General features: G+C 57.8%; 20 protein-coding genes. 10 read left to right on the top strand and 10 right to left on the bottom strand.

Translation table 11 applies throughout. The features are described 5' to 3' along the window. Nucleotides 1-30: 30 nt before the first annotated feature. From KCQ76_RS09945 to KCQ76_RS09935, 3 genes are all read left to right on the top strand, one after another. On the top strand, nucleotides 31-693 hold the full coding sequence (locus KCQ76_RS09945; RefSeq protein WP_052722451.1) for a hypothetical protein: 663 nt from the start codon (nucleotides 31-33) through the stop codon (nucleotides 691-693). 24 nt (nucleotides 694-717) lie between these two features. Beyond that, nucleotides 718-1,665 (top strand): cutinase family protein, encoded by a 948-nt coding sequence (locus KCQ76_RS09940; protein ID WP_046201942.1) that lies wholly within the window; start codon nucleotides 718-720, stop codon nucleotides 1,663-1,665. Between the two features lie 639 nt (nucleotides 1,666-2,304). Beyond that, the gene (locus tag KCQ76_RS09935) at nucleotides 2,305-3,738 is read left to right on the top strand and encodes a hypothetical protein (RefSeq protein WP_046201943.1); all 1,434 of its coding nucleotides are present in this window, start codon (nucleotides 2,305-2,307) and stop codon (nucleotides 3,736-3,738) included. Between the two features lie 117 nt (nucleotides 3,739-3,855). On the opposite strand, the gene KCQ76_RS09930 is transcribed toward KCQ76_RS09935, so the two are convergent. The 5 genes from KCQ76_RS09930 to trmB form a co-directional block, all read right to left on the bottom strand. Continuing rightward, nucleotides 3,856-5,358, bottom strand: coding sequence for a peptide MFS transporter (locus tag KCQ76_RS09930; protein WP_046201944.1), 1,503 nt, complete (start codon nucleotides 5,356-5,358; stop codon nucleotides 3,856-3,858). Between the two features lie 60 nt (nucleotides 5,359-5,418). Next, nucleotides 5,419-5,910, bottom strand: coding sequence for a DUF3054 domain-containing protein (locus KCQ76_RS09925; protein WP_231725401.1), 492 nt, complete (start codon nucleotides 5,908-5,910; stop codon nucleotides 5,419-5,421). A 107-nt stretch (nucleotides 5,911-6,017) separates the two neighbouring features. Beyond that, nucleotides 6,018-7,253 (bottom strand): lysylphosphatidylglycerol synthase transmembrane domain-containing protein, encoded by a 1,236-nt coding sequence (locus KCQ76_RS09920; RefSeq protein WP_082089858.1) that lies wholly within the window; start codon nucleotides 7,251-7,253, stop codon nucleotides 6,018-6,020. Then, on the bottom strand, nucleotides 7,243-7,929 hold the full coding sequence (locus tag KCQ76_RS09915) for an NYN domain-containing protein (RefSeq protein WP_046202122.1): 687 nt from the start codon (nucleotides 7,927-7,929) through the stop codon (nucleotides 7,243-7,245). The genes KCQ76_RS09920 and KCQ76_RS09915 overlap by 11 nt, the downstream gene beginning before the upstream one ends. Next, on the bottom strand, nucleotides 7,926-8,678 hold the full coding sequence (trmB, locus tag KCQ76_RS09910) for a tRNA (guanosine(46)-N7)-methyltransferase TrmB (RefSeq protein WP_046201945.1): 753 nt from the start codon (nucleotides 8,676-8,678) through the stop codon (nucleotides 7,926-7,928). The genes KCQ76_RS09915 and trmB overlap by 4 nt, the downstream gene beginning before the upstream one ends. Before the next feature lie 265 nt (nucleotides 8,679-8,943). Between trmB and KCQ76_RS09905 the strand changes: the two genes are divergently transcribed. From KCQ76_RS09905 to KCQ76_RS09875, 7 genes are all read left to right on the top strand, one after another. After that, nucleotides 8,944-9,150, top strand: a complete 207-nt coding sequence (locus KCQ76_RS09905; RefSeq protein WP_152646904.1) for a hypothetical protein — start codon at nucleotides 8,944-8,946, stop codon at nucleotides 9,148-9,150. After that, entirely contained in the window at nucleotides 9,147-10,676 is a 1,530-nt protein-coding gene (locus tag KCQ76_RS09900) for an SDR family oxidoreductase (RefSeq protein ID WP_046201947.1), read from the top strand. The genes KCQ76_RS09905 and KCQ76_RS09900 overlap by 4 nt, the downstream gene beginning before the upstream one ends. 32 nt (nucleotides 10,677-10,708) lie before the next feature. Continuing rightward, nucleotides 10,709-11,389, top strand: a complete 681-nt coding sequence (locus KCQ76_RS09895) for a DUF6802 family protein (RefSeq protein WP_052722287.1) — start codon at nucleotides 10,709-10,711, stop codon at nucleotides 11,387-11,389. A 232-nt stretch (nucleotides 11,390-11,621) separates the two neighbouring features. After that, the gene (locus tag KCQ76_RS09890) at nucleotides 11,622-13,487 is read left to right on the top strand and encodes a phosphoenolpyruvate carboxykinase (GTP) (protein WP_221914864.1); all 1,866 of its coding nucleotides are present in this window, start codon (nucleotides 11,622-11,624) and stop codon (nucleotides 13,485-13,487) included. An 80-nt stretch (nucleotides 13,488-13,567) separates the two neighbouring features. After that, the gene (budA, locus tag KCQ76_RS09885; protein ID WP_046202124.1) at nucleotides 13,568-14,302 is read left to right on the top strand and encodes an acetolactate decarboxylase; all 735 of its coding nucleotides are present in this window, start codon (nucleotides 13,568-13,570) and stop codon (nucleotides 14,300-14,302) included. Further along, nucleotides 14,188-15,870, top strand: a complete 1,683-nt coding sequence (locus tag KCQ76_RS09880) for a glycoside hydrolase family 32 protein (RefSeq protein WP_082089859.1) — start codon at nucleotides 14,188-14,190, stop codon at nucleotides 15,868-15,870. The genes budA and KCQ76_RS09880 overlap by 115 nt, the downstream gene beginning before the upstream one ends. 135 nt (nucleotides 15,871-16,005) lie before the next feature. Then, complete coding sequence (locus KCQ76_RS09875) at nucleotides 16,006-17,658, top strand: FUSC family protein (protein WP_221914863.1); 1,653 nt, start codon at nucleotides 16,006-16,008, stop codon at nucleotides 17,656-17,658. Here the strand turns inward: KCQ76_RS09875 and KCQ76_RS09870 are convergent. The 5 genes from KCQ76_RS09870 to KCQ76_RS09850 form a co-directional block, all read right to left on the bottom strand. After that, the gene (locus KCQ76_RS09870; protein WP_221914862.1) at nucleotides 17,639-19,909 is read right to left on the bottom strand and encodes a 3-hydroxyacyl-CoA dehydrogenase NAD-binding domain-containing protein; all 2,271 of its coding nucleotides are present in this window, start codon (nucleotides 19,907-19,909) and stop codon (nucleotides 17,639-17,641) included. The two genes, KCQ76_RS09875 and KCQ76_RS09870, sit on opposite strands and share 20 nt — an antisense overlap. A gap of 87 nt (nucleotides 19,910-19,996) precedes the next feature. Then, nucleotides 19,997-21,229 (bottom strand): acetyl-CoA C-acetyltransferase, encoded by a 1,233-nt coding sequence (locus tag KCQ76_RS09865; RefSeq protein ID WP_060941965.1) that lies wholly within the window; start codon nucleotides 21,227-21,229, stop codon nucleotides 19,997-19,999. A 255-nt stretch (nucleotides 21,230-21,484) separates the two neighbouring features. After that, nucleotides 21,485-22,654 carry an NAD(P)-binding domain-containing protein gene (locus tag KCQ76_RS09860; RefSeq protein WP_046205209.1) on the bottom strand — a complete coding sequence of 390 codons (1,170 nt, stop codon included), beginning with the start codon at nucleotides 22,652-22,654 and terminating at the stop codon, nucleotides 21,485-21,487. A 100-nt stretch (nucleotides 22,655-22,754) separates the two neighbouring features. Further along, nucleotides 22,755-24,065: an anaerobic C4-dicarboxylate transporter family protein gene (locus tag KCQ76_RS09855; RefSeq protein WP_046201952.1), complete on the bottom strand. Its 1,311-nt coding sequence runs from the start codon at nucleotides 24,063-24,065 to the stop codon at nucleotides 22,755-22,757. Between the two features lie 187 nt (nucleotides 24,066-24,252). After that, a complete protein-coding gene (locus KCQ76_RS09850) occupies nucleotides 24,253-25,575 on the bottom strand; it encodes a PorA family protein (RefSeq protein ID WP_046201953.1) in 1,323 nt (440 codons plus the stop codon). Nucleotides 25,576-25,664: the final 89 nt, after the last annotated feature.

Raw genomic sequence — 25,664 nt, 5'->3', positions numbered from 1 at the left:
GACGATGGGAACGACGGGAAGGACACACGCATGACTTCACGCGGTGGATTCACAATGAGCTCGAATGCTGCTGATGACGCTGAAGGCCACGAGGCAGACCAGCCGTTGGCTTCCCCTCGTCGTCGGAACCGTCAAGCCTGGAACCGTCGCTCGTCAGTCACGCGGGGTGCTGCCCTAGCTTTAGCATCTGTGCTGGCCGGGGGGGTTCTCGCCGCGTGCGGTGATGGCTCCACAGCCACGCAAGACGATTCCGATTCCGCCACGACCACTCAAGCTCGGTCATCCAGTTCATCGAGCAGTTCGACAAAGTCATCCGCGAGTTCGTCGTCGGCAAGTTCTATAAAATCGGCGGATTCCAATAACGGCGTCGGCGATAATCCTGATGCCAAGGACGATGAAACCCCGGTTGAGGTGTCGCGAGTTCCGGCACCGAACCGTGGCCAGCGCACGGACGAAGAAAAGAAATTCTTGTCGACGATTCAGAAGGACAAGATCAACGTTGATGGCTCCGCGGCTGACCAAGTGATTGCGTCCGCTATGGAATACTGCCAGGCAAAGGCTGAGGGGCAGGACAGTTTTTCGGTGAGAGCGATGGCCGGACAGCTGATTGAGCAGAAGCTCACGGACCAGCCCTTGGACCAGGTGGAACGCGCGATTACTGAGTCGGCCGACCGCGACTTGTGTGGTGACTAGACCCTCGACATGTAACCTGTTGCTATGGCGCAGAAAGGGTCTCGATCAGTATTTCGCAAACTACTGGTCATCGTTGGTGTTCTCATTCTTCTGGGAGCAATCGCCGTCGGAATAGCGCAGTGGATGGGGTCGCAAGGCCAAGGCCCTGGAGGTCCGTCGAACAATGGTGAAGGTCCCGGCAAACCGGAGCAACCCTCAGATTGTCCGTCCGTCGAGGTTATTGCCGTGCCTGGAACGGGAGAGTCTTCGACGAGTGATGATCCCCTTCATCCGACACAATTTCCCGATGCATTGCTCCAGGGCGTTACAGGGCCTTTGACGCAGAATAATGATTCATCGTCTGTGAAGGTCTGGACGGCGAATTACCCCGCCCAGATGAAAACTCTGGCGACGTTGGACCAGATGAATTACGCGGACTCGGTTAATGAGGGAGTCCGCATCGTTAACGCTGAACTATCCGCAACCCACGATCATTGCCCTGCGACGACATTCGTCATCATGGGGTTCTCCCAGGGAGCGGCCATAGCGGGCGATATTGCGAGTGACATAGGAAATAACCGTGGTGTCGTGCCGAGCGACACCGTCGCGGGAGTCACCGCGCTTGCTGATCCGCGTCGGGTGACCGGTGAAGGACAAACGGTCGGGGCTCAACCAAAAGGCGTTGGATCCGAAATTGCCTTGCAACCATTCGCAGCGGCGCTGGGCAATGTGGTACCTGGTTTTACTCCCCGTGGTCCGCGGTCTGGGGGAATGGGAGATCTGAACGATCGCGTCAATGAAATTTGCGCGCCGGGTGACGCCGTGTGCGATATGCCAACTAGCTTGAAGGTTGAGCCAGAGAACGTGGACGCGCTATTCACGGGTAATTCGCTGCATATTCAATATGGCACCAATCCGAACGTTATTGAGGGCACAACGTCTATCGCGTGGATGCTTCAGTGGGCTCAAGGGCTCATTAACGACAACACATAGTCCACGCTGCGTAGGCGGCTTCGCGTAGATCGCACGTCCTCTGACATGAAGCGGATATGAAAAGCCCGCACCTTGCTCCCCAGCAGGTGCGGGCTTCTCTGTCCCATTGCTCCCTCAGAGTCCTCTATAGATCACCCTTCTTTCTTAGTAGCTTCGGCATAAAGCCTGAGTCCGTTTTTCAGTGGCTAGCGGTGTACAGGTGGTGTGACGCTGTGTACTCGTGGCACCCTGCGTCGGTAGAAAACTGAGAATCCTGTTGTAGTCTCCGTCAGCCACTGACATGAATGAATCTACGGACATTCTCTGGTGGTTCCATCGAGTGAAGCTGTTAGTTTCCTTAGAACTGTGTTCACTATCACCCAACAATCTTCCCGTAAAACGTAAAGAAGATGCCGACCGTTCTTTTCTTTGGCACAACAGCCATGTATTTTATGGATAGGACATGGAAGTCCTGAGTCATTCCAGACATGCCTGTGAGGGGATCGCAGGTCATCACTGGACACAATGAGGATGTATTGTCACCTCAAGGCTCATAAGCATATGACGGTGGGCATGGTGTAGCTCAGAGCCTCAAGCATTTCACGCTTTGGGCTGGGGATCCAACCCGTGCCACCAGGAAATAAAGGGGAATTACATACAATGGGGGATAACCAAATCTCTTCGCGGGCAACTCATCGGGGATACCGCGGAAAGCACAGGGATAGTGAAACGCGCATCGGGGACCGCGCATCCTTCGCTGTTCCAGCAATGAGCTTGGGCATTGCGTGTGTAGGCATCACCGCAGCAGCTCCCGCTGCATTCGCCGGAGGATTTGTCGAACCGCAATCGGTATCCGTTAAGCCACAGCAAACGATGAATCAGCAGGTGGCAGAACCCGCGCAGGCAATACCCAAACAATCGCAAACGGTCATCTCAGCGTCTGAACGCGGAGGCACACAACAGTCCATCGCTCAGGGAATCCGCGTACAGCAAAAGCAGATCCCGCGCATGACGCCGCAATCGACTGCAACTCTCCCGAAGGCTACTGCACCTCAGCGTGCTGCTGTACAGATTGATCAGCAGACACGTAACGACGCGCAAACTGTCCAGGTTAACCGGCAGTTATCGCAGAAAGAGATCAGTGGGAAAGACCTTGTCGCGGGAGATAGCGCTCGCGGTGTTCGTAATGACCACGTGCAACGCATCGGCGTCGGCCCGTGCTCTGTTGGAGTGTCTAAGGCCGGAGCTAAGTCGGAAGCCGCCTCTAACGAAAGCGCAATCGGCGTGACTGCGGTAGCGAAACTCGCCATGGACTACAAGAACCGGATCGCTAGCCATATCGCCGCGCCGGGAGCTTCTCTGGCTAAGAGCGCCGATTGCTCATGCCCACCGGACCGTGGCGCAATCCAGCAGAAGGATGCTCAGCGCATCACTGCGTCGGCCCGCCACGCCTGGAAGGCAGATGGAAGCACGACGAATGAATCCGCTGTAGCAATCAGTGGCATTGGTAAGTCAGGAATTGTGTGGGGAGTCAAGGGCAGCATCTCATCCACGATTGCCGAACAATCTGTTGAACAGCAGCGTACGAGCATGCAGAAGCGCATTATTGAGCAGAACCGTAACACCCAGGTCTCTGCCCCGGTAGAGAAGGGGACGCCGATTCAAAAGGGCACCCCGATCGAAAAAGGAACGCCCATCCAAAACGTGTCGCGGACGGTAGAGAAGGGCACGCCCATTGCCCAGAGGAATGTCATTACCGAGAAAGACATTCGGGCCGCTCAGGAAACAGTGAATCAGCACATTGCCAACGCCGCAGCAACGGTCAAGGCTAATGCTGCAGCAGCGGTTAACGCTAACGCGTCAAACCTGATCAACGCTGGTCTGTCAATTGCCGGTAACGTTTCGACAGCCATTAACAGCGGTAATGTCCCTAATGGGCAAGGGAACTGCCCTGTTCAGCAGCAGGTGAAGCAGGACCCATGCCAGAAGCCAGCACCGGAAAAGAAGCCGTGTGCGTCAGCATCACAGGGTCAGCTGGGGGTCAGCATTAATGCGCAGGCCTCCCTCGGTGTAAATCTCAACCTGTCAGTGTAAGAACTGCCAGAACAAAGGGGTTCTAGCGCGAAGAGGATGAGGGCTCTTAGATGCCACCGTTAGGCAGTGGACTACCACGACACCATGTGGGCGGACACTGCCGCGGTGGCGATACGCCTATTTCACACCATCGAAGAGCTTCACAATGGGCTTCGATACCGCCAGAATGATGGCTCCGATCACCACGCACACGCAGATCATTGTTATGAAATAGATCGTGGAATCATGTGCGGACTCCGGATTGTAGAAGCCAGCCAGCGTACCTGCTAAAGCCGTACCCACAGCGGAGGTCAGATTCCACATCGCCACCATCCGTGCCGGATACGCACGCGGCGCAAGCTTCGTGGACATCGACAACCCCACCGGAGACAGCAACAGCTCGGACACAGTGAAGAGGAAGAGCACTACAACAATCATGTAGTAGGGCGTTGAATGGTCGGCGTAGCTCACAAAGAAAAGGAAAGGAACCAAACCAAGCCCCAACATAATGGCCGACACGCCAAACTTCACCGGAGTAGACGGCTGACGTGTACCCAGACGATCCCACAGAATCGTGAAGAGCGGCGCTAAAAGAATAATGAAGATCGGGTTAATCGACTGAACCCATGAGGCCGGCGTATCCATGAAACCCCAACTCAAGTCCAGCTTCTTATCCGCATACATTGCCACCATCGTGAACTGCTGCTGATAGATCGACCAAAACACGCAAGCGGCCAGGAACATCGGAATAAACCCCAACAGACGATGGCGTTCCGTCCGATTCACCAATGAAGAACGGTACATTTCCTGCCAGAAATAAACTGCGGCGACAATCGCAATGACCGCAACATACGTCGACAATTGAGAAGTGGGAAAGAGTAGAGCAAGCCCAACAATGATGACCGTCAACGCGATGACCCCACCCCACGACTTGACGCGTTCATCAGGCAGCAAAGGATTCGGAGCTTTGGCGCCAGCATTCTGCAACGTGGTCTTCCTCATCAGGATGTACTGAATAAGGCCCAAAGCCATACCAACCGCAGCTGCTCCGAAGCCCCAGTGGAAACCCATCTGCTTCCATAGGGCGCCTGTCACCAGAGGGCCAATCAAGGCACCGATGTTCACGCCCATGTAGAACAACGAAAAACCGCCATCGCGTTTGGGGTCGCCCTCTTCGTATAAAGTTCCGACCATCGCGGAATTCGCCGTTTTCAGGGCACCTGACCCCACCGCAACCAGGACAAGACCAATGATCAGTCCAGTGAAGCCGGGCAGAAGAGCAAGCGACATGTGCCCCAACATGATAAGCACCGCCGAATAAAACAGTGTCTTTTCTGCCCCGAGGACACGGTCAGAAATCCACGCACCACCGATCGAGGCGAGGAAAACCGCACCACCATAGGCACCGACGATTGACGTTGCCAGGCTTTCGGACATGCCCAGCCCGCCGTCGTCGGTGCTGTGATACAGGTAGAAGAGAGCAAGGCCTTGTAGCCCGTAGAAGCTGAAGCGCTCCCACATCTCCACTCCGAAGAGGTTCGCCAACCCCCACGGGTGGCCGAAGAATTTTTTGGAGGTGGTTTCTCCGCGTCCAGCAAGGGTGGATCCGGTGGATCCTTGGGCCGGGTCGGTATGTGACATACAACTATTGAAGCACTCCGCTATTTCTCGCCATGCATAGCGGGGTCATTTATTTACTCGTCACTTGTCGGCTTTGTGCTTTTCTTCGGCGTCGATAAGAGCTTGTCGACGCTCACGCCTCTTGTGTGCGCGCGACGCAGAGAGCCGAGTAAGACCCCTCCACCCGAGGATAAAAATCGCCGACGTTACCGTCGCCACGATGATGAATGACCAGTGCGGGACTTTGCTGTGGTGGAAACCCCAAATCGTGAGGCCCACAATGACGGCGGGAATCCACACAGCAATACCGAACGGGATTACAGTGCCGGCGGGGCGGCGGAGGATGGCCATGACACCGAACCCGGCGGCCGCGCCGAGCAAGAATGGCCAAGCAGTAGCGAGGACACCGCCCCAACTGAATGGCAATTCAGGTGAATTGTGGGCGATCCGCGCAAGCAGTGCGAAGAGCAGAACTGCGATGATGTCCATCACAGCTGCCTGCACGTAGCTCACCTGCGTGCCTGGTGCACGGTTTGGGTCAGTCTCGGATCCCGGAGAAGCGGACTGTGACATGATGAACTCCAATCCTTAGTATTGCGCCATTATCTAGCGCCTCTATTGTCAGTATCGTCAGTGCGTTTTTAGTGTGTCCGTACTGTATGAGGTTGACGTGCGATTCCTCAGGACCGCCCCAACATCATCGCGCGTTTCGGGCCCGCATATTGAATGAGGAAAATGATCCAGCCCACAGCGGCGAGGAGAATGAACGAAATCATTCTGAAAATAATGGTGGCAGCAAGCGCGGTTGCCGACGTCATACCGGTGGCGACGAGGGTGCCGACGATCGTCGCCTCAACGGGCCCCAACCCACCCGGCGTGACCTGCGCAGTTCCCACAATCTTGGCGGTCACGAACGCAAGAACAACCGACGCCACATTCGGATGCGCTCCGACTGCCCACAGGCAAACAAGGAGGCAGAGGCAATCGGCCCCCCAGTTCACGGCCGACCACACGGCCGCCAATGCGAGCTTCGGTAACGGCAGGTCAACACTGCTGAGGGTCTTAATGCTTTCACGCGCTTTGTCGATTCCCGTGTTGAGAGGCTTGCCCCGGTAATGGTTGACCTTTCGTAGGATCTTGACGACAACGCGTTCGACGTGAGACAGGTGCGCCGCCAGCCATTTCACAACAAGTAACACGACGACGACCGCGGTGAGAGAGATCACGAGTGTCCACGGGTTCACCTTGGCACCTAAGAAATAGAACGCGGTGAGCCCGTAGAGAGCAAGCACTCCCGACGCGATCACACCGGAGATCACCATGTACCAGCTGGCAATCACTGAGGACGCTCCCCATTTATGCTGCTCACGGAAAATCATCGCTAACGAAATCGCAGGACCGCCAGGGAAAGTGGCGGACACGGAGTTTGACGTCAGAGTGAGGGCGTAGACACTGGACCGCTTGCAGGGAACCCCAGCGCTACGTAAAAGGACGTACATGAGTTCGCCCATGGCCAGGATGGATACGCCGATGAATGCGATCCCGACGATGATCCACGTGGTGTTGGCCGACCCGATGTAGCCCAGCCCCTCCGACACGAAGTCGATGCTTCCCCGGCCGATCATTGTGAGGGCAACGACCACAGCAAGGAAGAACACTAACCGGACAAGAGGGTGACGCATCAGGGAAAGCGCTCGCCGCCACCAGGGGAGAGGCTGCACCTTGACGCTTCCTGCGGTGCGAGATCTGCGCGATGCCTGTTCCTTGGGGGCGACGGTGGTCTCCGCGGCTGACTGCACGTCGGCAAGCACTGTATCTTCAGCGGTGTCCTCTGTACCCGTAGTGACCTCGGTTTTCCGTCCGGGTGTTCCCGCTTCGATAGTCATGGCCTCAGCTCCCTCACGACTAGCTGTCATGATGAGACGATTTCACGGAACGGAGGGAGCGGTACGGCTGCAGCCAGGCGCCGTCATCGGGGAGGCGATCGAGGTTCACTCGCGGCAACGGCGTGGTGAAAATATCCGGGATGTCTTCGAGGTCGACGAAGCGTATCGCCTCGCTCATCACCGCCCAGGTTGCGTGTTCATAAAACCCCAGCACGGCAACGTCAATACCCTCGGCGGCCAATTCTTCCAAGCGTGGTTGAAAATTTCTGCCGTCAGCGCTGGCGACATACACCGAGCGCAGTACACCCTCGTCGTACCGACGGTTGATGTGCGCCAGCATGTCCGGATCGACGTCGGTGTCGTCGAAAAGCTTGGGTTTGGCAAACACGGCGAAACCGAGATTGCGGAGCGCGTCGATCCACGGGCGGATCGAGTCTGCGGACCCCGGCATGATGTTGGTGAACACCGTGGCTTCCGGTTCGATCTGTTCGTCGCGGGAAGCGTTGAGCTGGTCTGCCTCGTTGATCAGCCATTGTCCCAGCGAGTCGAAGCGAGGACGGTAGGCAGAGCTTGGTCGTCCACCGAGAATCGATCCGAGGCCCATGTCGATATTGGGTGCATCCCAAATAAGCAGTGCCGACGGGGTCTCGTCGGGTACTGCTGAATATGAATGGCCCCGGGATGTGGTGTTTGCGTGGTTGGTCACTTCCGCCTCCACAAGTATTCCCTGATTGTGTGATCCATGCTAAGCCCACGGTTTTCAAATTTCGTGGTGAGCTGCCGGTCGGTCAGGATCGGGGACTCATCCCACGGCCAGCCCTTGTACTCAAGGAGCGGTTCCACGTCGACGCGTTCGTCGATCCACTCGGCATAGCCGGCGTGATCGGTGGCGACGTGGAGTACCCCGCCGGGTTTGAGCCGGGATGCAATCAAATGCAGTGTTCCTGACTGTATGATGCGACGTTTGTGATGGCGCGCTTTGGGCCAGGGGTCGGGGAAAAAGATTCGCACCCCTAATAGCGACTCGGGCGCAATCATGCGATGGAGAACTTCCACGCCATCGCCACGAACCATCCTGATATTGGTGAGGTCTTCCCGGATGAAGGCGCCGAGTAGTTTCGCGAGCCCGGGTTTATAGAGGTCAACCGCGATGACATTGAAGTCGGGTTCGCGGGAGGCCATAGCTACTGTCGACGTTCCCGTCCCCGATCCGATTTCGAGAATGGTGGGGGCGGGCCGGCCGAACCAGCTGTCGGTATCAATAACAGCGTCATCGAGGACGCGGCCGTAGGTTGGCCATTTCTCGTCCCACAGTTCTTGCTGACGGAGTGTCAGTGTTCCTCGTCGGAAGCTCACGGTTCCTAGTCGGGGGTAATCGCGACCATCGTTGACGACGGTTTGCGGGGGCCGACCGTGGGGGAGCTCACCAATTGGGCCTTCAAGATTCGTGGACATCGGGCTTATTTTGCCAGGGAGGCCTACCTTTAATCAATCTTTCGCCGACCGTGTTTCGAGCCTCACGACCACTTTTTCTGGGGAGTTGCTCTGAATTATCTGAGGATTGCGTGGGGATTATGTGGGGAATTTTTCCATTAGGGTTGATAGCCGTGTGGATCCTGGTCATAATATGGGCGCACACAATTGAGCATTATGCTGCGCCAGGGGATGGGCGCGGCACATTAATCACTCATTAATCAGGGGGGACAGTATGCAGCTGGAGATGTCGGTCTCGTCGCTCATCCGTTTTATTCAAATGTCGTATCCGCATAGCAATAGCGAGGCCCGACGCTTTTTTGACCACGCTGTAACTCATGTGAACTCCCCATCGGAGGTCTCGACCGCTTTGGAACAGAGTGCTGCGGTAGATCCTGCGATGCGTGATCGAATACAAGAGATTATCGACGGTCAGGTGGGTGGTGCCGCATGAGCGCGCCTGCGGTTCCTCAACAAACATCGTGGACGGGTGTTCCCGAATCGGACGGCATCGGGCCGATTGATGGAAGACACGATGGGGGAGAACGACATTTCGTCGTCAGCATTATCGGGCCGGACGTGGCGGCGCTCCCTCGAGTAGCTGGTGTGGTGGAGGCTGCCGTACGTGGTGGTTTCCCTGGTGACCCTGAAAATGTGACCTGGGAGGTCGCTATTGCTGCTGGCCCCGAGGTGCAACCTGATGTTGTTGTGGCCGTGGTGCCGCCCGCCGCGCACACGATTATTCCCGATAAGGATCAGCGCATTCTTGAGGCTGTTCGCCGCGCCGTGGATCATGTTGTGATTCTCTCGACGCCTGATGGAGCGCTTTCTGCAGGTTCGGCTGGTGCCCTGTTTTTTCCTGGTGATGGCAAGCAGTTGCCACGTGACTGGGAAGGCATCCCGATTTGTTATTCCGATTATGAGTTGATGACGGTATGCCACCGGTACGCGCAAGAACTCGTGGCATCGTCGACGGCGGATAATCCAGGCAGAAGTGATAGAGCGAGCAATCCCGGCAACAGTGATGTAGTTCGTGGTACGGATAATTCTGATCACGCTCCGGCCGCTGAGGCCACTGATGATGTCACCGACGACGTGGAAGAGTATTACACATTGCCGGTTCCTTCATCGGGGGTATCGACATCGACGCCAAGCTCGGCGACGACGGCTGTCCTCTCTGATATTGGTGTCGTCCGCGTTCCTGAGAAGAAACTCACATACAACGTTTCGCCACGTGTGCTGCTTCCCTCGAGCATCTTGAGAAATTGGTTGCACACAGAGGAAAAACAGCGCCGGGACAGTATGACTGTCACGAACCAAAATTGCCGGGCGATGATGGATCGCGCTGTTCAGGATGCGTATCGGTCGGCATCATCGGCCTGGCGCTCATGCCTTGACCCGAAAGAATTGCCCGAGATTATTGATGCCGCCACGGATCAGCTGAATGATGACCGGCCCGCCGGCACGGAGCCAGTGCCATATATAGATGTGCCCTTCGATCCGCCGGAAGCGAGCGTGACGGAACGAATCTTGATCATTTCCGTTGGGATCAGCCTTGGTCTCGGGGTGGCTCGGGTGGTGGTGATGCCCCTAGTGGGGACCGCGTTCGGGGTCTCAATCAGTCTGGGAATTGCGTTCGGCTTGTTCTGCGCGATTGTGGTCAGTTACATGCGACACCAGCAGCTTCAGAATAATTTTCGACGGGTGGGCGGCGCGGATGCGCTGGCATTAGCACGCGATCAGTGGATTGATCATGCACGTCGGGTGACTAGTCACGCGGAGGAAAAACGAGTGAAACGCCTGCGGTCAGGGGGTTTGCGGACGGTGGCGTTGCAGGAGGCTCTTGCTCATATGGAGATGGCGTCGTCGTTACGCCCGGGCGCTTCACGTGCTGGTGCTCCGCGGTCGGATTCTCTCCGGCAGGGTGGTCCTCGGCCGGATGTTCCGCGACCAGGTATTACCCGGCCGGTCGGCAAATGACGTCATCCGATAAGTAGCGAGAGGCGACGGACATGTCGGATGCATTTTTCTTATTTGACGACGACGAGATGTTGGGGGACTGGTGGGGTGGCCATTCGACGGCCGGGCCCCCGTCGGCGTCGGCGCTCTGTGGATTGACGGACTGTGAGACGGGCCCGCCGGGGGTATCGGGGCTGACGTTGTCGCTCGAGGGAACCTTCTATGACCTGGGTGATGCTCGGCTTGATGCGGATGGTGACGGAACCAGTGACTCGGTGACGCTCTCCGACGATGATGGTTTGACGGTGTACACCGACTCTGATGGTGATGGCATGGTCGACCGGGTGACGACCGTCCGGTTTGACGGGGGATATGCCTCGTGGGCGATGAGTTCCGGCGGTGAGCTGGATGAGGGGCGTGCTGATCAGGAGCACAATATTGGGGGTACTCAGGGGCATAATCTTGAGAGAAGAACGTCGGTACGCAGCTCCCACAACTCCAGCAATGAAATTTCTTATCAAGTACATTCCTTGGGTGGGGCTGTCACCCACCTCACTAGTCACAGTGAGAAGAGTCACAGCGCAGCGGGTGGGGACGAGGGTTCTTCACGTGACGGAACAACCCGAGATCGCGGGTCGGCTACAGGCGATAGGGGATCGTCCAGATCAAAGCAGTGTTTAGACACCTGGACTCGGGGCCGGTGGGAATGCATCGAGCGCGGTAGTTGGGATTGATGACGGTGTGCGTGTCGGAAATGTCCAAGAAAACAAGTAAATCGAACCTCGAAAAGGGTCGTGATTAAACGGGCGAAAAATACCCCCCAAAATGTGAAATTCGTCGCTACACGAATTGGGGTAAAGAGCCTCTTTTTCCCCCTACTTCCGGTTACAGTGGTATCAGAAGCCGGGAACGCGAACAGACCGCGTGGGCGACCGGCACTGTACATCGATGTGAGGAGAAAATCCTATGTCAGCACCTATGATCCCGGGGCTCGAAGGTAACGCCCCTACGACAAACCAAGACATGCTCAATTGGATCGCGGAGTGCGCTGAACTGTGTCAGCCGGATAAGGTCGTTTTCTGCGACGGCTCAGATGAAGAGTGGGAAGCCATCGCAAAAGACCTCGTCGAAAAGGGGACCCTCATCAAGCTGAATGAGGAGAAGCGCCCCAATTCGTACTTAGCCTCATCAGATCCCGCCGACGTTGCTCGCGTTGAATCTCGGACGTTCATCTGCTCGAAGACCCAAGATGGCGCAGGCCCGACGAACAACTGGCGCGATCCGGACGAAATGCGCGCCGAAATGAGCGAGCACTTTAAGGGATCGATGAAGGGTCGGACCATGTACGTGGTTCCGTTCTGCATGGGCCCGATTACCGACCCCGACCCCAAGCTGGGGATCGAGCTCACCGACTCCGGCTATGTCGTGATGTCGATGCGCATTATGACCCGAATGGGCAAGGAAGCTCTCGACAAGATCGGCGACGGCCCCTTCGTGAAGGGCCTGCACTCGGTAGGTGCCCCACTGGAGCCAGGTCAAGAGGACGTCAAGTGGCCCTGCAACGAAACGAAGTACATTACGCAGTTCCCTGAGGACCGCGTGATCTGGTCCTACGGCTCCGGCTACGGTGGCAACGCCATCTTGGCGAAGAAGTGCTACGCCCTCCGCATCGCATCTGTCATGGCCAAGGACGAAGGCTGGATGGCAGAGCACATGCTGATCCTGAAGCTCATCTCGCCCGAGGGCAAGGCCTACCACATTTGCGCCGCCTTCCCGTCCCAGTGCGGTAAGACCAACCTCGCGATGATCCAACCGACGATCCCCGGCTGGAAAGCGGAGGTCATCGGCGACGACATCGCCTGGCTCCACTTCGGCGACGACGGTCGGCTCTACGCAGTCAACCCAGAAAACGGCTTCTTCGGCGTCGCCCCCGGAACGAACTACAAGTCCAACCCCAACGCCATGAAGACAATGGAGCCGGGGAACAACATCTTCACCAACGTTGCGCTGACCGACGATGGCGACGTCTGGTGGGAAGGCCTCGAAAACGAGCCAGACCACTTGATCGACTGGAAGGGTAAGGACTGGACTCCTGACGAAGACTGCTTGTCCTCGCACCCGAACTCCAGGTACTGCGTACCGATTGAACAGTGCCCAGTTGCAGCGCCCGAGTTCAATGATCCGAAAGGCGTGCCGGTCGACGCGATCCTGTTCGGTGGACGTCGCCCCGATACCGTGCCCCTGGTGACCGAAGCTATCGACTGGCAGCACGCCACCTTCATTGGCGCCACGCTGGCCTCCGGCCAAACCGCGGCCGCTGCTGAGGCGAAGGTCGGTACTCTCCGCTACGACCCGATGGCCATGCTGCCGTTCATTGGCTACAACGTGGGTGATTACCTCCAGCACTGGCTGGACATCGGCAAGAAGGGGGGAGACAAACTCCCCAAGGTCTTCCTGGTCAACTGGTTCCGCCGCGGCGACGACGGCCGCTTCCTCTGGCCCGGCTTCGGCGAAAACAGCCGTGTCCTCAAGTGGATCGTGGATCGCATCGAGGGCCGCGTCGATGCCAAGAAGACAGTGGTCGGATACACCGCTTACTCGAAGGACATCGATATCGATGGCCTCGACACGGACCCGAAGGATGTCAAAGCCGCGCTGACCGCACCTGCGGATAAGTGGCAGATGGATCTCTCCGATACCGAGGATTGGTTGAAGAGCTTGGGCCCGAAGGTTCCGCAGGAAATCTGGGACGAGTTCGACTTCCTCAAGACCAGGATCAAGACAGCCAATAAGGATGGCAACAAGGCCCTGGATGAGATGAAGACGAAGTAAAACCTTCCTCTTCCAAAGGAAGCACGCCAAGGGCGCACATCATCTCTGGTGTGCGCCCTATGCGTGTAATATTGCTGGTCATGAGTCATGATCATCCAGTAGTACGGCACACCATCTTCCAAAACTCTCTAATGACTGCTTTGTTAGATGGTATTTACGACGGAGAAATGACCATCGGCGAGTTACTGGGTAAAGGTAACTTCGGGTTGGGGACCTTCGATGCCCTCGATGGGGAGATGGTCATTATCGACGGGGTCTGTTACCAGTTGAAACACGACGGAACAGCCCGCCCCGCGGAACTCGAGCAGCGGACACCCTACGCGGTGGCAACGAACTTCGTGCCCCGCATTGTCCGCGAAGCACCATCACACATCAGCCGGGCGGACCTGTCGTCATTTATCGACAGCATGACCCCGTCGGAAAACTACATGTATGCCCTGCGTATCCGCGGAAAATTCACTGAGGTGCGAACTCGCACCGTGGTTCGCCAAGAGCGCCCCTATCGGCCCATGCACAAGGTCACCGAGGAGGATGCCGCCCAGGTATTTAATGACGTATCGGGCGTCATCGCTGGCTTCCGCACCCCCATTTATGAAAAAGGAATTTCGGTTCCGGGCTGCCACGTGCACTTCATTGACGACGATCGCACCAGCGGTGGCCACGTCTTGGACTTCGAGCTCGAAGAGGGCGTCATTGAGCTATGCCCCGGGACGGACCTCGAGCTCAAGCTCCCATTGACGCAAGATTTCTCCCGTGCGAACCTCGCCCCGGAGGATTTAGACGAGAAACTCCACACAACCGAGGTGAAAGACTAGTGTCTACGGCCCGTCGAGGAGCGAACGTGATAGAGGCGTGGCGTCCGCGATTTCATGTGACGCCGGCGGGTGGCAGGCTTATGGCACCCAACGGTGTGGTGACAGATGACGGGCGTCTTCATGTCTTCTTTGCCCACGACCAGTGCTTCCCGGTACAGAATTCACGCCTTCGCTGGGGGCATGCCAGCGTTGTGGTGACCCCGGGCCCAGATGGGCACACCCCGCGGCTGAGATCCGAATGGCGCTTCCACCCGGACGTGCTGGTTCCCAACCACGACTATGACCGGGATGGGTGTTTGTCAGGCAGCGCTGTTCGTGACGACGACGGCACCGTGCGTCTGGTGTATACGGGCATTGTTGCTCCCCAGGGGGAGGGGCGTCGCGTTCACAACTCGACGCCGGCCGAAGACTCAGCATCCGGTCATTTTTCAGCAGATTGGTGCAACGCGTCGGTGAACCTGGCCGCCTTGTTTGACACCAGTGGCCGGCATGGCGGGTGGTGTCGCCCAAGTAGTCATAACCCCTTGTTAGATAGCGCTTCCTCCCCGGAGGGAGCCTGTGGCCCGTTCGTGTTCCGAGACCCCGATTCGCCATATGGGGGCTGGCGGATGGTTTTGGGTTCGGTGCAGGAGCCGTCGTTAACCTTGTACCGCTCGGATAATCTGCGGACATGGACGGCGGACGGTCCCTTGACCCTCGACACAACGGATGCCGAGGAGGGCGACACCTTTGATATCGTCCCGGAGGCGTCAACATGGGAGTATCCCAATCTGCTCCGTATGCGTGATTGCTCAACGGGGGAGGATAAGGATGTTCTCGTGGTCAGCATGCGGGGTGTCTCACCGCACGCGCATCATTTTGCCAGTTCAGCACAGTGTGTGTATTGGGTTGGCCGGCTTGAAGGGACAACATTCCACATTGAACGCGGGTGCAGTGAACTGGATCTGGGCCACGAGTTTTATGCCGCCCGGTTCGCGCCAGTGACGGGCGATGATGCAGCCGTCAATGATGCGATAATGATCGCCTGGGCCGGTTTGCCGGATGCGGATGACCAGCCGACGGCGGACGATGGGTGGGTTCATTGTCTGACGATGCCGCGACGTGTTCGCCTGTGTGGCGGGCGACTCGTTCAAGAATTCGTGACGACGTCGTCGGCGGCCGCAGATGTGGCGTCGGGTGTGATTGATTCCGCGATCATCCCCGAAACGAATGTGTACGGCACGATGGTGGGGGTGCGTCGGGATATCCCGGAGCCACGTCATCGCTCCCACCTGGGGTTAGTGTCGGCGGACGGAGTCCATATTGATGTGGACATGATGCGTAACAAAGCCGGTGACCTGCTGGTTCGCATCGATCGGACGGAGCAGTCGTACCACGACGGACCCGATGTTCGCGGTGTCATGATTCTGTCTGAGGCGATTGACAATTATCGCAACAATATTGGTAAGGCGGAATTGTTGTTGAGCGTGGACGGATCGATAATGGAAGCTGGCGTTGCGGGGTACACCTTGACCTCGCGGCTATTTTTGAATCGTGGGGATCATTGGGCCGAGGAGACGTGGTCATAGCTGGTGAAATGGTGGAACAGGTTTATAGAGCTTTCCGGGCGGGAAGTTCGTAACTTTTTCTCTCTGCCGGAATCTCCGGGGACGGGTCGGTACACGATCCACGGGATGTTTACGGGCCTCATTACTCTTTTCACCTTGGCCATTGTTTTCTCGCCAGTGCTGGCCATGCCGGGTCTGACGGGCGTATTTATCGCAATGTCGGCCCGTGATATGCCCCCGCTACGCCGGCTCCGCATTCTTATCGTTTTCGGTGTGTGCTTTGTCGCGTCGCAGGCATTGGGCGTTGTGATCTCCGGCAACATCATGGTCATGGTTGTGGTGATGGCACTGATGGGCTGCTTCGGCAGCATCGTTTACCACAGCTTGATTACCTTCCCCCCGGGCGCCATGCAGTACGTCATTGCCTGTGCCGTGGCAACATACCTACCCACCAGGGGGGTCGACGGGGTAACTCTGGTGACAGCAGGTGCGTGCGGGTACGTCATGGCGCTGTGTATTTCAATGGGTTTGCAGTTGGTGGACCGCAACAAAGCGATGCGCGACGACATCACCGCGGCGGAGGACGCCGTGGAGGCGATGCGTGAGGAAAATCTGACGCACACAGAAGCCGCCCGACGTCGTGTGACGGCGCATGCAGCAGTTTTTACAGCCTTGGAGGATGTGCGCTTGGGATATGGTTGGGGGCGCCAACTCAAGCCACTGTCGACATTCGGCCGGTACGCTGAGAAAAAGACCCGGGATATCCACACGCAGTTCGTAGAAGCTGTTGTGTGGCGTCGGTGGCACACACTCCGCAGGATGAAGTATCGCGTGAATGCGGACCACCCGCCGAAATTGTCGCGCGTATCGCCGCATTTGGGCCCGCCGTCGGCTCTTCGTCGTGTGAAATGGTCGCTGAGTTTTCGCTCGGCAGCAGTGCAAATTGGACTGCGCATGGGCATGTCAATCTTCCTGACGGGGGCGCTGACCTACGGTTTGGGTTTTGGCCACCCGTATTGGGCGGTGATGACCTCCGCCATGGTGCTGAGCTTGGGCAAAGACCGGATTAGTACAACGCACCGCGGGTTCGATCGCGTCGTCGGCACGTTGGTAGGTATCGCCTTATTCGGCGTAATCCATGTCATCGATCCACCGACGGTACCTCTGCTTTTGATCTGTGCCCTTCTGTATTCGACCACCCTGTTCACCATTGGGCGCAACTACGCATTGGGGTCGGTGTGGATCACCGCAATGATCCTCCTGATTCTTAACACCGCGCCCACCAACAACTTGACCGCCACCGAGATTGTCTCCCAGCGCGCAGGGGAAACAATTATCGGCGCCATCGTGGCTCTCTTTGTGTTGTGGGCTACAGGGTCCTCCCGGGCGCCGACGTCGATCGTGCGGAGGCAGGCTCGTCGTGTTCTTCTTGCCGACGGTTTCCTGTTGGATTATGTGGCGGAGCGGACGGACCTGACGCGTCCGGGCATAGTGGCGCGTCGCCAAGTGTTGCTCGAGCTCAGCGCATCTCGTCGGATGGAGGAACTATATGCTCGTGACTTGCCCAAGGACCTGGCCGAGTGGGAGGACCTCTCGGCGCTGATTAACGAGTTCTCGTATGTCGTGTTGTGCGGCTGTTGGGTCGAAAACCCCGACGAGGTGATTGATGCGCGGCGGGCGCGCCGGGCACTGAACGAAATGATCCGACGCTTGCCCACGATTGATGGCATTCCGCTCGACACGAACAACGCCAGCGACCTCATGAAGCGCGTGCTGGTCGCGGCCAGGCCTACGTCAATGACTCCATAGGCTCGAAGCGTTTACCGTATTTCGCTGCGAGTTCACGAGCACGTGCGACGAATCCGGGGATACCTCGGGTGGGGTAATCGTCCCCTGCGTCGGCGGGGAGATCAGCATCCTCAGGCCGTGCGTAGTTCTTGATGTACTGGCGCGTTCCCCCAGTCCACGCCGGGAATCCGATCCCCATAATCGAGCCGATGTTCGCGTCGGCATCGTCCATCAGCACACCCTCGTCGACGCATTTCTGTGTTTCCAGAGCTTCGGCGAAAAGGATTCGTTCCCGCAGGTCAGCGAAGGTGGGGGCACCCTCGGAGGGCTGGTTAGGGGCAACGTCGCGCCGTCCAACGTGGTCCCTGTTGGAAACCTTTGTTTCGTAGTCACCGATGGACACACGTCCCGCACCTAGTTCCGTCCACAGGCCATCCCATAGACCAGTGCGCTTCCCGTCGGTGTAGGTGTAGAACCCTCGGCCTTCGAGTTTGCCTGGCCGGTCATAGTCGTCGAGCATCGCATCGACGATGGTGGCGACGCCGCCGTCATCAACTTGAACACCGGCTGCATGGGCGGCCTTGGCGTTTTCGGTGTTGATTTTGCGCACGAGCTTGAGATTGAGTTCGTCGGTCAGCTGCAAGGGCGGTGCCGGGTAGCCGGCTTGGCGGCCTGCTGTTTCGATGACGGCAGGGTCGATGCCCTCGGCGAGCATGCGTAGGGATTCATCCAGCATGAACCCGATGACGCGTGACGTGTAGAACCCGCGAGAATCGTTGACGACGATGGGCGTCTTGCGGATTTGTTGCGCGAAGTCGAGCGCCCCGGCGAGAGTCTCGTCATCGGTTTTGTCGCCTTTGATGACCTCGATGAGCGGCATCTTGTCCACGGGGGAGAAGAAGTGGATGCCGATGAAGTTCTGGGGGCGAGTGACGCCCTCGGCGAGGCCCGTGATCGGCAGCGTCGAGGTGTTGGATCCGAGGAGGCAGTCGTCGGGGACGGCCTCCTCAATTTCGGCCCACACTTTGTGTTTGAGCTCAGTGTTTTCAAAGACCGCTTCGATGACGATGTCGCAGTCCGCGAGGTCGGCGTAGTCGGCTGTCGGTGTGATGCGGTCCAGGAGTGCTTGCGATTTTTCGGTGGTGGTACGTCCCCGGTCCAGTGCTTTCTTCTCCAGCCCCTCCGAGTACGCCTTTCCTCGTTCGGCGTTGGCCAGTTCGACGTCTTTCAACGCGACCTCTAGTCCCGCCTTTGCGGCAACGTAGGCAATGCCTGCGCCCATCATTCCGGCGCCGACCATGCCCAGCTTTTTGAACCTTTTCTTTTCGACATTCTTGGAACGCGAACCCCCGCCATTACAGTGCTGCAGATCAAAGAAAAACGCCTGCATCATGTTGGTCGCTGTAGGTCCGGTGACCAGCTCAACAAAGTAACGGGTTTCTATGTCGAGGGCGTGGTCGAAGTCCACCTGTGCGCCCTCAACCGCTGCGGAAAGGATCGCTTTCGGCGCGGGCATGGGAGCGCCCTTGATTTGCTTGGTCACCGTCGCGGGAAATGAAGGAAGAATGCTCGCTAGCTTGGGCGATGTGGGGGTTCCGCCAGGAATGCGGTAGCCCTCACGGTCCCATGGCTGCGAAGGTTCAGGGTTGCTGGACAGCCAATCGCGTGCGGCGTCGATGAGCGTGTCAGAGGCGACGACATCGTCGATGAGGCCGAGTGCTTTAGCCTGCTCAGGACGCATGCGCTTGCCCGTGGTGAGCACTGACATGAGTGCTTCTTGAATCCCCAGCATGCGGACAGTGCGTGTCACACCGCCACCACCTGGCAGAAGACCCAGAGTCACTTCGGGAAGGCCAATAGTGGAACCATGAGCATCGGCGGCGATGCGATAGTGGCAGCTCAACGCGATTTCTAACCCGCCCCCGAGGGCCGCACCGTTAATCGCGGCAACAACGGGCACGCCGAGCGTTTCCAGCGCGCGAAGATCCTTTTTCATGCTGGTTAGCATGTCGTAGGTGGCTTGGGCGTCGTCGGGGCTCGTGTTAATCATGGAGGTGATATCGCCACCGGCGAAGAACGTTTTCTTCGCAGACGTGATGATGACGCCCGTGACTGCCTTGTCGTCGACGGCCGCGGTGAGTTTCTCCACCGTGTCGTGGAGGCTCGCGCGGAATGCGTCGTTCATCGTGTTAACGGGTGAGGCGGGATCATCCATGGTCAGGGTGACAATTCCGGAATCGTCAGTGTCCCAGTGGATCGTTGTGTTGGTCATCGTAGGCTCCTTGGGCTGGTGAGTGTGGTCATTCGTGTCGGCGTTGGCCTGGGTAAACATTGGTTAGATGTTGCTTTTCACCATCGACTAGATGCGTTCGATGATGGTGGCGACCCCCATACCACCAGCGACGCAGAGTGTGATCAGCGCGTAGCGGCCGCCAGAGCGGTGGAGTTCGTCGACGGCGTGTCCGATCAGCATGGCGCCGGTCGCGCCGAGCGGATGGCCCATGGCGATGGCTCCACCATTGATGTTGAGTTTTTCGTCGGGAATTTGGAGCTCGCGCTGTGCGCGGAGGACGACGGCTGCAAAGGCTTCGTTAATTTCCCACACATCGATATCGTCGGCGGTGAGCCCCGCTTTATGGAGTGCAGCACGTGCAGCAGGTGCGGGGGCGGTCAGCATGATTGTTGGTTCGACGCCGGTGGTGGCGGTGGCCACGACGCGAGCACGGGGAGTAAGCCCCATGTCGGTACCAGCTTGTTCAGTGCCAATGAGCGTCATGGCGGCGCCGTCGACAATGCCTGAGGAATTGCCTGCATGATGAATGTGATTGATGTGCTGAACCTGCGGGTACCGGGTCAGTGCGGCCGCGTCGAAACCCCCGATCCTCCCCACTTTGGCGAACGACGGCTTGAGCCCGGATAGCGATTCGACGGTCGCGTCAGGGCGTATGGTTTCGTCCTTATCGAGAAGCTGGAGGCCATTCTGGTCTGTGACCGGGACGACGGAGTTGGCAAAACGGCCCTCAGCCCACGCGTGAGCAGCGCGTTGGTGAGACCGTGCCGCGTAGGTGTCGGCGTCCTCTCGTGTGACATTATCCAATGTGGCAATAAGGTCGGCGGAAATTCCCTGGGGAACAAAGTCCGTGTGGAAGGCAGTTTCGGGGTCCATCGCCAGGGCTCCGCCGTCGGATCCCATGGGAACCCGAGACATGGATTCCACCCCTCCGGCCAGAACGAGGTCATCCCACCCGGAGCGAACTTTAGCGGCGGCCAAGTTGACCGCGCTGAGGCCCGACGCACAATAGCGGTTCACCTGAACGCCGGTGGCGGAGTAGGGGAGGTCCGCCATGAGCGCCGCTGTCCGCGCGATATCCATTCCCTGGTCCCCGACGGGTGTCACGCAGCCGGTGATGACGTCGGAGATGCGTTGTTCGTCGATATCGGGGTTGCGCCGGCGAATTTCTTTAATAAGCGTGGTGAGGAGTGTGATCGGTTTCGCAATGTGCAGCGAGCCCGTGCTTTTCCCTTTGCCACGGGGTGTTCGAAGCGCCTCGTAAATGAATGCTTGGGGTTGGGTCTCGGCGGCAGGTGCCATGTGGTTTCTCCCTGGTTGATCATTGTCGTACAAGTGCGTACGCGTTCGTGCAGTCTGTACGCATTCGTGCGCGTTCGTGCAGGTGGTGTGCGAGCGCACTCACATACCCGTTTAAATGTGTTATGAGTCACTATATGTGAGTGGGGTGGAAATGTGTCGGGAGAACAGGAATAAATTTTTCATGGGGGTGCCCGACGGCGACGCTTGAAGCTACGGCCTCCTATCTAGCTCGCTATCTCCTCAGCTCAGCCACGTCTACGATGAATGATGGTTCAGGTATTTCATGGCTGCGCGTCCCCCTCGATGGCCCGCGCGCGTAGCACCCACGGTCGAGGCGGTCGATCCATAGCCGAGAAGGAAAATGCGTGGATCTCGTTCAACGCGCACTTCATCGCGCATTTTTATGCCGCCGCCGGGCATGCGTAATTTCAGCGGTGCGAGGTGCTCGAGCGCATGGCGGAACCCCGTGTTCCAAAAAATGACGTCGACGGTTTCGTGGTGGTGGGCGTCGTACGGTTGCCAGCTTTCGGGAACGACGAGGTGATCGGATGAGCTGGGCCCAAGACCATCCGCCGACGCCGATGTCGGTGGCTCAAAGTCAACGCCGTCACTAGTAATGCGGGTGAACATTCCGCGGCTCACCAGGACGCCCTCGCGGACACCGTTGAGGTAGGTATCCCATAGCGGAATGCCGGTGGTTCGTACCACACTGGCGGGCTCGTCGCCGGCATAGGTGCGTTCGCGAACAGCCTGTTCAACATCGCGGCCCCACCGCGTATCGAATGTGCGGTCGGTGAAATTAGGTGGCCGACGAGTTGCCCACATCGTTTCTGTCACAGGGGCAAGTTGAAGAAGAAACTGCACGGCACTCAAGCCACCCCCAACGACCAGCGTTTTCTTGCCCGCGAAGTCGTCGGCAGTAGTGAAATTCACTGTGTGGAGCTGTTTGCCCTGAAAGTCCGCAATGCCGGGAATATAGGGAATGTACGGGTGCGTCCACGTTCCCGTCGCATTTAAGACGACGTTGCAGGTCACAGAAGAGCACGTCCCGCCTTTCACCCACACCACGGTGAGCACGTCAGTGCTTTCTTCGTCGCTGCTGCACACGCCGATGACCTTCGCTGGTCGCTCCACGGCAAGTCCGAATTTCCGCTCATACTCGCCGTAATACTGGGCGACGACGCGCGACGCGGGAATGTCCGGGTCAGGGTCGCCGAGCGGTAAGCCGGGAAGGTCGGCAATCCCGTGGGTGGCATCGAACGTGAGCGAGTCCCACCGGTTTCGCCACGCACCGCCAGGGCCGTCATTGGAATCAATAATGAGGAAGTCGTCCCCGGGTGTGAGACCACGGTGGACGAGTTCATGAGCGCCGGCAAGACCAGCTTGTCCTGCACCAATAACGACTGCCCGGTAGTGGTCTTTCATGCCTCCTCAGTGTAGCTAAGCGCAGGGGAGTGGCAGGTGGGAGTGGCAGAGGTGTTTACCGACTGCCCGTTGACAGCCCGCGCGTTCACAGCCCGGGTGTTTACAACAGGATCGGAGCCATAAGGAATCCGAGAAGAACACACACCGTAATGGACACCGTGCCGGGCAGGACGAACGGGTGGGAGAGCGGCGTTTTGCCCACGCGGGTGGAGCCGGTGTCGTCCATCTCCATCGCCGCAACCGTCGTCGGGTAGTTGGGGAGCAGGTAGTAGTTAGACACCGCCGGGTAGCTGGCCACCAATGCCGTTGCCGGGAGGCCGAGTTTCACGAACAGCGGCATGAAGGCGGACGTCGTCGCGGCATGGGAGAACATGAGCGGGGCGGCGAAGTAGAAGAACACGGCAGAGAGCCATGGTTGCGAATGCAAAGCGCCCGACAGGCCGTGGGAAATCGTGTCGGCGTAGTGGCTGACGAACATATTTCCTAACCATGCGAGGCCCATGATGCAGATAGCTGCGGTCATGCCGGAACGGAAGGTTTCCTGAGTGGTGATCTCGCCGAAGGGCTTCTTCGCTAGACCACAAATGACGGCTGCCGCGGTGAGCATGACGGCCATAATCGCCAGCGTCGCACTCAGCGGCGGGTTATCGACAATTCCCAGCTCTTTCGAGGTGACCGTCGCGTAGGTGACCACCAAAATAAGAGCAAACAGGAAGACCCACAAACTAGGAACTGCGCTCTTCGCCGGAGTGTAGTTTTCAATACCAGCTGCCGACGGCTTCACAAGGCCTTGCTTCTTCCGCTCCTGGTAAACGGGGTCATCGGCCAGTTCCTTACCCTGTCGAGCGGCCACAAATGCGCCGGCCGCGCACCCGATGAACGTCGTCGGGATAACAATCGCTAAGCATTGCAAGTATCCAACATGGAAGGGATCCAAAGCGACGACCAGCGCGGCCATAGCAGCAGAAATCGGCGACGCCGCCACACCAATTTGCGACGCCACGACGGCAATGGAGAGCGGCCTGGAGGGCCGAATTCCGCGCTCTTTAGCAACGTCGACAATGATCGGGATGACTGAGTATGCGGTGTGGCCAGTTCCGCACAGGAGTGACATGACGAACGTGACCAGGGGAGATAAGTAGACGATCTGTTGTGGGTGCTTGCGTAAAAGCCTCTCGGTCAGGTGAACCAAGTAATCCATCGACCCGGCCACTTGTAGGGCGGCCACGGTGCAAATAACAGCCATGATGATTCCGATAACAGCCCACGGAATATCGTCTGTCGATGTTGAGACCCCGGTGATGGCGAGTACTAGGACACCTGCTGCACCCGCGAATCCAATGCCAATTCCCCCGAAACGAGCCCCCAGAACAATGAAGGCAAGAACGATAAGGAGATGAAACCAAATCATCAGTCACTCCGTTCAGCGCAATTTAATTTTGTGATGATAAGCCGAAAACAGATTAGGACTACCGCCGGGCCCGACGCTATCCCGAACCCGCATATGCCGGTGTGACATTTCTAATGACTGTGATTTTGATCAAGTAGCAGAGCGATAAAATAGTTAACGTGCTCAACGGGTCAACGCGCTCGCGCAATTAGAGCGAACCAGGGGTTTCTGGGGACTTCCCTGCAGGTCGGCGGCTGGCTTGTCGCGCGTCGAAATACAAGTACAACCCGGCCAGGATTAAGATCATCCCGCTCACGCCCGTTATCCAGGGAACGGCCTTACTCCAGATATTGAGCGGCTTAATCACTCTCTGAATATCGTGTAGCCGTGCGTCTTTCGTACGGTCACCCCACTGAGCGTCGAAGTGAAGCATAGTCCGAGAAGGAGAGGCTAATTCTTTATCCTGATTTTCCTTAATCGTTTTTGCTTCATTGTAATTTTGGGCATAAAAAACCCATAACGTGACCGAATTATTCGTTATTATTCCGGTCGCTGGTTCAACATTTATCGTTCGGGTAGCCACATAATAAGGATCCATTTGGATAGGGGCACCGGAACTCAATCCCCACGAGGACGCAGGAATGTTCCGCCGAAGTCTGTCTAATTCCTGCCGCTGTTCCTCCGAGGCATTGCCCGCATTGTCCATGAGCCGCCGTTGCGCATCATAAAGGTTGACGGGCCCCAGGTCCTGGCTGAACTGATAAACATCAATTCCCTTCGAATACACATCTTTTCCGCGCTGCTGAATCGCGTTCACAAAATCGATGGGGGTCGCGGTACCGGTGGCAGCATCAAAGAACCGGTATGACCGTCGTTCAGACCCGAAGGGGAATCGAAATTGGTAGCCATCGCGAACGAAATCATTGATGGATACCTTCACATCGTCGCCCATCCCCAAGGCGGATAAATCCATCGCAACAGAGGACTGAGGCTTTTTCGAGGGGAACGCCGTGTGGCGGTTCACCACGACCTCATCGTGGATCGACCCGATCTCATTATCCGCGTCTACCTGGTTCTTCGCGTCCGAGCCGCCCTCTCTTTCCGGAGTGTCCAGGTCGCCGGCGTAGAGCGTCGATACTGCGCGAAGTTTTGTGGTCTTTTTCGACGACGACGCCGTCGTCACTTTTTCGCTCGCCCGCAGCGGCACGTCTGTTTCGATGTAGCAGCGCGTCGGCATGGCCTGTCCGACGCAGGCCGGATCCGAGGAATGCGATGCGGAGGGGCGGCCAGCCTTAAACGCTGCCGAGTCGATGAGGATCCCCCGAGTTGGCGCCGTAGACACGTCGTAGTCGATATCCGTCGGCAATTCCTTGAGCGAGGGGACGATGAACGTCGGCGCTGCAATGGCAATGACTAATAAAATGGCGCCGGCGCATAAGGAGCTGCGGGTGATAGCTCGGCGGTGCCGTGCGCCGAATGCGCTACCGGGAAGTCTGGACAAGACGCTGCGGCCACCCGCGTTCGCATTCACGGACTCTCCTCATCGACGGTGTGATGTTCTAACCCTAGGTGGGGGATACGATCTGCGTCTACTTCCTGTCTCAGTCGACGGGGCACCAG

The organism is Corynebacterium parakroppenstedtii (assembly GCF_019754935.1).
GTDB lineage: Bacteria > Actinomycetota > Actinomycetes > Mycobacteriales > Mycobacteriaceae > Corynebacterium > Corynebacterium parakroppenstedtii.
This window is presented reverse-complemented; position numbering and strand designations above follow the sequence as displayed.

What these genes read in the sequence shown, in the direction of transcription:
- KCQ76_RS09945 (WP_052722451.1), top strand. Translation starts at nt 31, where the DNA reads ATGACTTCACGCGGTGGATTCACAATGAGCTCGAATGCTGCTGATGAC.
- KCQ76_RS09940 (WP_046201942.1), top strand. Translation starts at nt 718, where the DNA reads ATGGCGCAGAAAGGGTCTCGATCAGTATTTCGCAAACTACTGGTCATC.
- KCQ76_RS09935 (WP_046201943.1), top strand. Translation starts at nt 2,305, where the DNA reads ATGGGGGATAACCAAATCTCTTCGCGGGCAACTCATCGGGGATACCGC.
- KCQ76_RS09930 (WP_046201944.1), bottom strand. Translation starts at nt 5,358, where the DNA reads ATGTCACATACCGACCCGGCCCAAGGATCCACCGGATCCACCCTTGCT.
- KCQ76_RS09925 (WP_231725401.1), bottom strand. Translation starts at nt 5,910, where the DNA reads ATGTCACAGTCCGCTTCTCCGGGATCCGAGACTGACCCAAACCGTGCA.
- KCQ76_RS09920 (WP_082089858.1), bottom strand. Translation starts at nt 7,253, where the DNA reads ATGACAGCTAGTCGTGAGGGAGCTGAGGCCATGACTATCGAAGCGGGA.
- trmB (WP_046201945.1), bottom strand. Translation starts at nt 8,678, where the DNA reads ATGTCCACGAATCTTGAAGGCCCAATTGGTGAGCTCCCCCACGGTCGG.
- KCQ76_RS09905 (WP_152646904.1), top strand. Translation starts at nt 8,944, where the DNA reads ATGTCGGTCTCGTCGCTCATCCGTTTTATTCAAATGTCGTATCCGCAT.
- KCQ76_RS09900 (WP_046201947.1), top strand. Translation starts at nt 9,147, where the DNA reads ATGAGCGCGCCTGCGGTTCCTCAACAAACATCGTGGACGGGTGTTCCC.
- KCQ76_RS09895 (WP_052722287.1), top strand. Translation starts at nt 10,709, where the DNA reads ATGTCGGATGCATTTTTCTTATTTGACGACGACGAGATGTTGGGGGAC.
- KCQ76_RS09890 (WP_221914864.1), top strand. Translation starts at nt 11,622, where the DNA reads ATGTCAGCACCTATGATCCCGGGGCTCGAAGGTAACGCCCCTACGACA.
- budA (WP_046202124.1), top strand. Translation starts at nt 13,568, where the DNA reads ATGAGTCATGATCATCCAGTAGTACGGCACACCATCTTCCAAAACTCT.
- KCQ76_RS09880 (WP_082089859.1), top strand. Translation starts at nt 14,188, where the DNA reads ATGCCCCGGGACGGACCTCGAGCTCAAGCTCCCATTGACGCAAGATTT.
- KCQ76_RS09870 (WP_221914862.1), bottom strand. Translation starts at nt 19,909, where the DNA reads ATGACCAACACAACGATCCACTGGGACACTGACGATTCCGGAATTGTC.
- KCQ76_RS09865 (WP_060941965.1), bottom strand. Translation starts at nt 21,229, where the DNA reads ATGGCACCTGCCGCCGAGACCCAACCCCAAGCATTCATTTACGAGGCG.
- KCQ76_RS09860 (WP_046205209.1), bottom strand. Translation starts at nt 22,654, where the DNA reads ATGAAAGACCACTACCGGGCAGTCGTTATTGGTGCAGGACAAGCTGGT.
- KCQ76_RS09855 (WP_046201952.1), bottom strand. Translation starts at nt 24,065, where the DNA reads ATGATTTGGTTTCATCTCCTTATCGTTCTTGCCTTCATTGTTCTGGGG.